Origin of the sequence: uncultured Holdemanella sp., from assembly GCF_934754935.1 — a bacterium.
Lineage (GTDB): Bacteria > Bacillota_I > Bacilli_A > Erysipelotrichales > Erysipelotrichaceae > Holdemanella.
Genome location: NZ_CAKVJB010000014.1, coordinates 51,997 through 60,327, shown reverse-complemented (window position 1 = coordinate 60,327; position 8,331 = coordinate 51,997). Strand labels below are relative to the sequence as shown.

Sequence of the window (8,331 nt, the reverse complement as noted above, 5' to 3'; positions counted from 1 at the left end):
AGAAGTTAAGCACTTTCACGGCGACAATAGTTGGGCTTGCCCCTGCGAAGATAGCTAGCTGCCGGGTCTTTTTTTTTAGATTTTCTTGATTATTATTATTAAATTTGATATTTTCTTATCTAAGGGATATTGTATTGTGGCATTCAAGGAGGCCGTTCATGTATAAAGTGAGTATATTGATTCCAGTATATAATGTGGAAAAATATTTATCAAAATGTCTGGAATCTATTCTTTTACAGACATACAAAAATATAGAAATTATTATTATTAATGATGGAACAACTGATTCATCTTTAGATATTGCGAATTTATATGCGAGTAAGCATGATTTTATTCATGTATATAGTTATGAAAATGCTGGTATTTCAACTACGCGAAATCGTGCATTAGAAAAGGCTACAGGTGACTACTATTTATTTGTAGATAGTGATGATTATTTACATCCTAAAATGATAGAAAAAATGGTAGATCGAGCTATACAAACTAATAGTGATATTGTAACTTGTGGATATTGTATTGAGTATAAAGGATTATCTATTCCTGTTAGTCCTATGCGCAAACAAACTATGGATTCTTTATCTGCATTAAGAGCACTGTCTCAAAATAAAGGAATCAATAATTATCCTTGGGGAAAATTATATGCAGCATCTTGTTTTAAAAATGTTCAATTTCCAGATGAAAAGAAAGGATTTGAAGATACCTATACAGTTTTTAAGGCAATCTACAATGCGAATCGCATATCTATAATGCCGAATTGTTACTATCATTATGTGAAACGTCCAGGATCTTTAACAGATCATATGGATATTGTGCAGGCTTATGAAATGCGTGCAGCCTATGAATATCAAGAGCTTTGTTTACATCAATGGTTTCCTAAAGAAAACTTTTATTACGATATCAACTTTTATAATAGTGATATGGTTATTTTATACACTTTGATCTTTTTTTACTCGAAAAAAGATAAACCTGTCTATGTACCTGCTGTAATTGATTGGTCAAAAATTAATATATTTTATAAAATAGGATATTGTGTATGGCGCTTGATTGCGTGTATGAAGTTTGGATGGTCTTTAAAATGGCAAGAGAATTAATTCGTAAGGCAACTTTAGAGGATATGCCTGTATTATTAGAAATATATGATAGAGCTAGAAAATTTATGGCTTCTTGTGGAAATGTAAATCAATGGACAAATGGATATCCATCAAAAGACATATTGGCGGATGATATCGCAAAAGGGGAAATGTATGTCTTAGAAGATGAGGATGGTATTCAGGCGAGTTTTGTATTTTATTGTGGTATTGATCCTTGTTACAACAAAATCTATGATGGAAAGTGGTTAAATGATGAACCTTATGGTGTTATTCATCGAATTGCGACGCGTGGATTAAAAAAACATATGGCGGATATCATTTTAGAGTATTGTTTTTCTAAAATCGATAATATTCGTATGGATACGCATGTGGATAATAAGCCTATGCAAAATTTTATGATTAAACATGGTTTTAAACATGTTGGTACAATTTATTTAAAAAATGGACAAAGTCGTTTGGCATTCCATTGTAATTTAAATGAAAATTAGGTAAACTTAAAGAGTTTAGGGAGATTATTATTTATGGCATTTGAATCATTAAGTGAACGCTTAAATAAAGCATTTAAAAATATTTCAGGACAGGGGAAACTGACTGAAAAAAATATGACTGACATGTTAAAAGAAGTACGCATGTCATTATTGGAAGCTGACGTTAATTATGATGTAGTTAAGAGCTTTGTCGAAAATGTAAAAGAAAAAGCACTTGGACAAGAGGTCTTGGATTCATTAAATCCAAGTCAAATGGTTGTCAAAATTGTTCATGATGAATTACAAACATTATTAGGTGAAGAAGATGCTCGTATTCACTTTAAAAAACAAGGCATGACAACGGTTATGATGGTTGGTTTACAGGGTACTGGTAAAACAACAGCAAGTGCAAAAATTGCTAATTATTGTAAGAATAAATTAGCTCGTCGTGTCTTATTGGTTGCGTGTGACGTTGTTCGTCCAGCCGCTATCGAGCAGTTACAAACACTTGGAAAAAGTATTGATGTAGAAGTATTTACTTGTGGAGCTGAAACTTCAGCTGTTGAAACGGCTAAACAGGCATTGGCATATGCGAAAGATCGTCAAAAAGATTTAGTGATCTTTGATACGGCTGGTCGTTTACACATTGATGAAGCATTGATGCAAGAGCTTCAACAAATGAAAGAACTTGTTGTTCCAGATGAAATCTTATTAACTGTTGATGCGATGACAGGTCAAGATATTGTTACGGTTGCCAAAGAATTTAATGAACAATTATCAGTAACGGGTTTGATCGTTACTAAAATGGATGGCGATGCGCGTGGTGGTGGATTGTTGTCAGTACGTTCAATCACAAATGTTCCAGTATTGTTTGTATCGAATGGTGAAAAAGTTGATGATTTAGAAGAGTTCCACCCAGATCGTATGGCAGATCGTATTTTGGGAATGGGAGACATTGTCACTTTAGTTGAACAAGCTCAAGACAAATTAGATATGGATGTTCAGAAAAAAACAGCTGAACGAATGAAACAAGGTGTCTTTACATTCAATGATTTATTAGCACAATTAAGCCAAGTTTCTAAAATGGGATCTATGCAGAAAATGATGAATATGATTCCAGGTATTAATAAGGTAGCTAAAAATTTAGATGATGAACAAATGAATTCACAAATGAAAAAGAGTGAAGCCATTATTCTATCTATGACGGAATATGAACGTGAAAACCCATCATGTTTAAAAGCATCAAGAAAGAATCGTATTGCGAAAGGTGCCGGCGTGAAAGTCATGGATGTCAATCGTTTGATCAATCAATTAGAACAAATGCAGATGATGACTAAGATGATGAGTGGTAAGGCAAAACTTCCAGATATGGCTGCATTGCAGAATATGCAACGTGGTGGTGGAATGCCAGGAATGTCAAAGCATGCTGGTAGTAAGAAACAGAAATCTAAAAAGAAAAAGAAGAAAAAATAAAAAATATAAGGTGTAAAGTAAAAATACTTGACACCTTATTTTATTCATGTTATTCTTTATAAGCTTTAATAAATTAGAAAAGGTAGGAATTTAAATATGGTTAAATTACGTTTAAAAAGAATGGGTAAAAAGGGTGCTCCTTTCTACCGTATAGTAGCTGCTGACTCACGTAGTCCTCGTGATGGTCGTTTCATCGAACAAATTGGTACATACAACCCATCTAAAGCTGAAAACAAAGTTACTTTAGACAAAGAATTAACAAAGAAATGGTTAAACAATGGTGCACAACCAACTGATACAGTTCGTTCAATTTTATCACACGAAGGTGTTTTAAAAGAAATGCACGAAGCTAAAAGTTCAAAATAATGATTGATTTAGAAAAAACATTATTAGACATTTGTTTACCAATTGTAGATGATCAAAAAGCATTATCTGTAAAAACAATGGCAACTACAAATGAAAATGAAATTTTATTGTATGTATATGCCAATAGTGAAGATGTTGCACGTTTAATTGGCCGTAAAGGAATTATGGCTAGCAGTATTCGTCAAATGATGTCTATTGCGGCACGTGATGTACACAAAAGAATTTCAGTAAAATTTGAAGCGTATTAGGATGTGATTTCACATCCTGATTTTTTTAGGGAGGACATATGATAAAAGTAGCTCAAATCATTAATACTCATGGACTTAAGGGTGAATGTAAATTATATCTTGTGACAGATGATCCCCAACACCGTTTTGAAAAAGGAAGAGTCTTACATTTAGAAGATGGTCATACTTTAACTGTAGTGCGTTATCGCGAACAAAAAGGCTTTGGTTATTGTTATTTTGAAGGTATTGATTCCATTGAAAAAGCAGAACAATTAAAGACAAAAAATTTATTTATTGCCCAAGAAGATTTACCAGAACTTGATGAAGGCCAATATTATTATCATGAATTGATGCATTGTACTGTATATAATGAGGGAAAAGAAAATCTTGGTGAAGTTGTAGATATATTAGAAACAGGTGCCAATTTAGTACTTCGCGTTAAATCAAAGGGAAATAGTTTCTTATTGCCTTTTGTACCAGCATTTATTATAGATGTAAATAAAAATACACATGAAATCACAATTCGTGAAATGGATGGTTTACGATGAAAATTTCAGTATTAACATTATTCCCAGAATATTTTGAACCATTAATGACGACAAGTATTCTTAAGCGTGCCAAAGAAAAAGATTTGTTTGAATTTGAAACGATTGATTTTCGAAAGTTTACAAAGGAAAAACATGGACATGTAGATGATACGCCTTATGGTGGTGGAGCCGGAATGGTTTTGATGTGCCAACCAATATTAGATGCATTAGAATCGATTCGTACAGAAAATAGCACAGTGATCTTATTGACACCTCAAGGCAAAACATTTAATCAACAAATCGCAAAAGAATTATCATTAAAGGAACATTTAATTTTTATATGTGGACATTATGAAGGATTTGACGAAAGAATTCGTGATTATGTGGATATTCAAATGTCTTTAGGTGACTTTGTCTTAACTGGCGGAGAAAGTGCATGTATGGTCATGTGTGATTGTATATTGCGTATCTTGCCTGGTGTTATTAGGCAGGATTCAAGTGATGATGACTCATTTTCAAATGGATTATTAGAATATCCCCAATATACTCGTCCTGAAGTATATGAGGGAAAAAGAGTTCCTGATGTATTATTGAGTGGTCATCATGCGAATATTAAAAAATATCGCCATGAAGAATCTTTGAAACGAACAGCCTTATATCGTCCGGACTTATTAGAAAATTTAGAATTAAACAAAGAAGATCAAAAAGTTGTTGATGCCGTATTAAAAAACAAAAATTAATCTTGCGTAAAATCGGTTGACATGATAATATAAATAGGCGTTTACGCATAGGTAGTTCCGCTGGCACATTGTGTGAATGAACTGATAACCAAATATTAGAAGAAAAGGAGAAAAGAAAATGAACTTAGCATTAGTTAATGAAGTAACAAAATCACAATTAAAAACTGACATTCCAGCATTCCGTTCTGGTAGTACTGTTCGTGTTCACGTTAAAATTAAAGAAGGTGACAAGAGCCGTATCCAGGTATTCGAAGGTGTTGTAATTGAACGTGCAGGTGGAGGAATCTCTGAAACATTTACTGTTCGTAAGATTTCTAACCAAATTGGTGTTGAACGTAAATTCCCTTTACACTCACCAATCATTGACCACATTGAAGTAGTTCGTCACGGTAAAGTACGTCGTAACAAATTATCTTACTTACGTAACCGTTCAGGTAAAGCTGCTCGTCTTAAAGAAGTTCGTTAATTGTTTAAAAAAGTCTGATTTTCAGGCTTTTTTTTCTGAAAAGATTTATAATAGATTTGTAACAATTAGGGGGATAGAAAAATATGAAGAAAGCTAAAAAAAGTGAGTTAAGATATAACGAGGATGATGAACGTACATTACTCGAAGATATACTAGGGTTTATAAAAGTTTTCGTTGTAAGTGCCATTGTCATCTTATTGTTTGTGAACTTTGTGGCACACCCAGTACGCGTTGATGGAAGAAGTATGTACCCAACATTAAAAGATGGAGAATTTGGTTTTACCAATGTTGGAGGTGTACTCTTTAATGGTGTTGAACGAGGAGATATCGTTGTCGTAACTATGGAAGAAAATGGCCAAAAAACACATTGGGTGAAACGTGTTATTGGTATGCCAGGAGATACAGTAAGTTGTGTAAATGATATCGTATTTATTAATGGAAAAGTATTGGATGAGACGCAATATATAGATCCAGATTATCGCCAGTCTTGTGTAGATAAATTTGGTTACTTCAACAAAGTGCCAAATTCAGATAATACGGATGTTCAAGATTTTGAAGAAGTTAAACTAGGGGATGATGAATACTATGTGATGGGGGATAACAGACCATATTCTAAAGATTCTAGATATGTAGGTCCTGTTAAAAAATCACAACTATTCGCAAAGAAAATGTTAGTCTTGTTACCAATTTCAGATATAGGAGTGAAAGATTAGTGGCAAATGTACAATGGTTTCCAGGTCATATGACCAAAGCCAAAAGGCAAATGGAAGAAAATTTAAAAAAGGTAGATTTTATAATTGAAATTCGTGATGCAAGAATGCCGGATGCGAGTAAGAATCCCATGTTGGATCAACTGATTCAAAATAAGCCGAGATTAATTCTTTTATCGAAGAAGGATAAGGCGGATAAAGAACTAACGAAACAATGGGTAAATGCTTTAGAAACTGAGAATCAAAAAGTATTGGCATTGGATTTTATTCACGAAAATTTTTCAAAACAATTAATAAAAGCATCCAATGAATTATGTATAAATTTAATTGAAAAACAAAAACGTAGAGGAATGAAGCCTAGAGCTTTACGTGCTATGGTATGTGGAATACCAAATGTTGGTAAAAGTACATTTATCAATACGTTTGCGAAAAGAAAAGCAGCTCAAACAGGAGATCGTCCAGGCGTGACAAAAAGTCTTCAATGGATCAAAGTGGGTCAAACCTTAGAATTGTTAGATACACCAGGTGTATTATGGCCAAAATTTGAAGATCAACAAGTAGGCTTGAAACTAGCCTTATTAGGTTCGATAAAAGATCAAGTTGTAAATATGGATGATTTAGCTTTATTTGCCTGTGAATATTTAATGAGCGAAAAACCGGAAATTTTTGATAGTGTATATCATGTCGAGATTGCCGATACACCATATGAAACTTTACAGAATATCGCAATAAAACGTGGATATTTATTAAAAGGTGAAATCGATGAAAATCGTTTAATGTTAAGTTTTGTCAAAGATATTCGAGAAAATAAATGTGGCTTAATTACTTGGGAGAAACCACATGTTGGATAGACCTTTGGAACATGATTATTGGGATCATAATCAAAGTGTTCTTGGGATGGATGAAGCAGGACGAGGCCCTATTGCAGGACCATTGATGGTAGCTGGCGTAATTTTTCCTAAGGGATATCAAAATGAGTTGATTGATGATTCAAAGAAATTGAGTGAAAAAAAGCGTGAAGCGTTGTTCAAAACAATTATTCAAGATGCTTTGTATTATCAAATTCTTGTGGTAGATGAAAAGACGATCGATAAGAAGAATATCTATCGTGCCACACAAGAGGCGATGATGGAAATCGCGAATAAGGCACAATGTGATTTTGTGTTAAGTGATGCGATGCCACTACCAGATATTGATAAACCTTACCAAGCTATCGTAAAGGGAGATCAAAAATCATTATCGATTGCCGCTGCAAGTATTTTAGCGAAAGTAACCAAAGATCGTTGGATGAAAAAACTAGATGAAATGTATCCACAGTATGGTCTAGCTAAACATAAAGGGTATCCAACAAAAGCGCATATTGAAGCTTTAAATCAATATGGACTTCAAGATTTCTATCGCAGAAGCTATGGACCTGTAAAAAAACTTGAAGAAATTAGACTTTTTTAGACTTTTATTAGAAAAAGTCTCTTTTTTTTCGTATAAGAGTATATGAAAATAAACAGGCAAGCTATTTTATGGTATGCCATCCAATATGATGGGGATTGGAAGAAAATTGGCAATGCCATAAAGGCACATGAAAACTATTCCATCATTGATTATCCATATGCGTATCTTACAATTATGGATGATGCATATCCAGATGCGTTTAAAAGACTTCGCTATCCACCATGGATCATTTTCTATCAAGGAGATATCAATTTATTGAAAGAAAAAGGCGTGGGGATTGTTGGTGCAAGGAACTGTTCAACACAAGCTTTACAGAATACGGATACGATTGTACAAAGACTACAATCCAAGTATGTCATTGTATCAGGTCTAGCGAAAGGAATTGATGCGAGAGCACATCAAAATGCGATAAAAACAATTGGTGTACTGGGCTGTGGTATTAATGTGATTTATCCAAAGGAAAACACATATTTATTTGAAAGGATGAAAAACAGTGGATTGATTATCAGTGAATATCCAATGCATGTAAAACCTTTGGCCTATCATTTTCCATGGCGTAATCGTTTAATTGCCGCATTAAGCAATAGTTTAGTTGTGATTGAAGCAGCCTATAAAAGTGGTACGATGATCACAGTAAATGAATGCTTAGAATTAAGTGTACCCATCTATTGTGTACCTACTGCTTTTCAAGATGATAAGCATCAAGGCTGTAATTATCTGATTAGTAATGGGGCCAATATTTTGGTGGATATTAAAGATGTTGATGATATCTAGGATTGACAAAATGAAATTTTTAATGTTTTATATAGCGTGAA

12 protein-coding genes are annotated in these 8,331 nt (G+C 33.5%); all 12 read left to right on the top strand.

Annotation, left to right across the window (positions count from 1 at the left end; translation table 11 throughout):
* Positions 1 to 158: 158 nt before the first annotated feature.
* The 12 genes from Q0E86_RS05345 (at position 159) to dprA (ending at position 8,290) form a co-directional block, all read left to right on the top strand.
* On the top strand, positions 159 to 1,091 hold the full coding sequence (locus Q0E86_RS05345) for a glycosyltransferase (RefSeq protein WP_295755079.1): 933 nt from the start codon (positions 159 to 161) through the stop codon (positions 1,089 to 1,091).
* Positions 1,076 to 1,579, top strand: coding sequence for a GNAT family N-acetyltransferase (locus tag Q0E86_RS05340; protein ID WP_295755077.1), 504 nt, complete (start codon positions 1,076 to 1,078; stop codon positions 1,577 to 1,579). Before Q0E86_RS05345 ends, Q0E86_RS05340 begins: the two co-directional genes overlap by 16 nt.
* Positions 1,580 to 1,612: 33 nt before the next feature.
* Positions 1,613 to 3,031, top strand: coding sequence for a signal recognition particle protein (ffh, locus tag Q0E86_RS05335; protein WP_295755075.1), 1,419 nt, complete (start codon positions 1,613 to 1,615; stop codon positions 3,029 to 3,031).
* Positions 3,032 to 3,127: 96 nt separating this feature from the next.
* On the top strand, positions 3,128 to 3,397 hold the full coding sequence (gene rpsP, locus Q0E86_RS05330; protein WP_295755073.1) for a 30S ribosomal protein S16: 270 nt from the start codon (positions 3,128 to 3,130) through the stop codon (positions 3,395 to 3,397).
* Positions 3,397 to 3,645: a KH domain-containing protein gene (locus tag Q0E86_RS05325; RefSeq protein ID WP_295755071.1), complete on the top strand. Its 249-nt coding sequence runs from the start codon at positions 3,397 to 3,399 to the stop codon at positions 3,643 to 3,645. Before rpsP ends, Q0E86_RS05325 begins: the two co-directional genes overlap by 1 nt.
* Positions 3,646 to 3,683: 38 nt before the next feature.
* The gene (rimM, locus tag Q0E86_RS05320) at positions 3,684 to 4,172 is read left to right on the top strand and encodes a ribosome maturation factor RimM (protein ID WP_295755069.1); all 489 of its coding nucleotides are present in this window, start codon (positions 3,684 to 3,686) and stop codon (positions 4,170 to 4,172) included.
* Positions 4,169 to 4,891 (top strand): tRNA (guanosine(37)-N1)-methyltransferase TrmD, encoded by a 723-nt coding sequence (gene trmD, locus Q0E86_RS05315; RefSeq protein WP_295755067.1) that lies wholly within the window; start codon positions 4,169 to 4,171, stop codon positions 4,889 to 4,891. The genes rimM and trmD overlap by 4 nt, the downstream gene beginning before the upstream one ends.
* 118 nt (positions 4,892 to 5,009) lie before the next feature.
* Positions 5,010 to 5,357 carry a 50S ribosomal protein L19 gene (gene rplS / locus Q0E86_RS05310; protein WP_003865915.1) on the top strand — a complete coding sequence of 116 codons (348 nt, stop codon included), beginning with the start codon at positions 5,010 to 5,012 and terminating at the stop codon, positions 5,355 to 5,357.
* An 83-nt stretch (positions 5,358 to 5,440) separates the two neighbouring features.
* Positions 5,441 to 6,070, top strand: a complete 630-nt coding sequence (gene lepB, locus Q0E86_RS05305; protein ID WP_295755064.1) for a signal peptidase I — start codon at positions 5,441 to 5,443, stop codon at positions 6,068 to 6,070.
* A complete protein-coding gene (gene ylqF, locus Q0E86_RS05300) occupies positions 6,070 to 6,918 on the top strand; it encodes a ribosome biogenesis GTPase YlqF (RefSeq protein WP_295755062.1) in 849 nt (282 codons plus the stop codon). The genes lepB and ylqF overlap by 1 nt, the downstream gene beginning before the upstream one ends.
* Positions 6,908 to 7,516 (top strand): ribonuclease HII, encoded by a 609-nt coding sequence (locus Q0E86_RS05295; RefSeq protein WP_295755060.1) that lies wholly within the window; start codon positions 6,908 to 6,910, stop codon positions 7,514 to 7,516. The genes ylqF and Q0E86_RS05295 overlap by 11 nt, the downstream gene beginning before the upstream one ends.
* 42 nt (positions 7,517 to 7,558) lie before the next feature.
* The gene (dprA, locus tag Q0E86_RS05290) at positions 7,559 to 8,290 is read left to right on the top strand and encodes a DNA-processing protein DprA (protein ID WP_295755058.1); all 732 of its coding nucleotides are present in this window, start codon (positions 7,559 to 7,561) and stop codon (positions 8,288 to 8,290) included.
* The last annotated feature ends 41 nt before the right edge of the window (positions 8,291 to 8,331 follow it).